The 656-nt window shown below is 69.7% G+C and carries 1 protein-coding gene; it reads right to left on the reverse strand.

Annotation, left to right across the window (positions count from 1 at the left end; translation table 11 throughout):
- Positions 1-656, reverse strand: a 656-nt coding sequence (locus GTW40_RS32445) for a molybdopterin-dependent oxidoreductase (RefSeq protein WP_161183707.1), incomplete at both ends; no start/stop codon positions are given.

Consider the following 656-nt stretch of genomic DNA (forward strand, 5'->3'; position numbering starts at 1 on the left):
AGGTTGCCGCGCAGCAGCAGGACGTTGACGATCTCACGGACGGTGTCCACGCCGTGCTCGTGCTGGGTGACGCCGAGGCACCAGCTGAAGATGGAGCGGTCGGCGTCGCAGTAGACGCGCGCGGCCTGCTCGACCTGGGCCTGGGTGAGACCGCTCTGCTCCTCGATCTCCTTCCAGGTGGTGGCCTCGACGAGCGCCCGGTACGCCTCGAAGCCGGTGGTGTGCCGCTCGATGAACTCGCGGTCCAGCGCCTTGGGGTCGGTCTCCGACTCGGCGAGGATCGCCTTGGCCATGCCGCGCAGCAGCGCCATGTCGCCGCCGATGCGCGGCTGGAGGTTGAGCGTGCTGGTGGGGGTGGACTTGAACAGCGCCATGTCCACGAAGTCGTGCGGGATGATCGTGCGCCGGGCGGCGGCCTCGACGAGCGGGTTGATGTGCACGATCTGCGCGCCGCGCTTGTACGCCTCGGCCAGCGAGGTGAGCATCCGGGGCGCGTTGGAGGCCGCGTTGACGCCGAGGATGAACAGGGCGTCGGTGACCTCCCAGTCCTTGAGGTCGGCGGTGCCCTTGCCGGTGCCGAGGGCGGCCTGGAGGGCGCGGCCGGATGCCTCGTGGCACATGTTGGAGCAGTCGGGCAGGTTGTTGGTGCCCAGCTC

Origin of the sequence: Streptomyces sp. SID4985, assembly GCF_009863025.1 — a bacterium.
GTDB lineage: Bacteria > Actinomycetota > Actinomycetes > Streptomycetales > Streptomycetaceae > Streptomyces.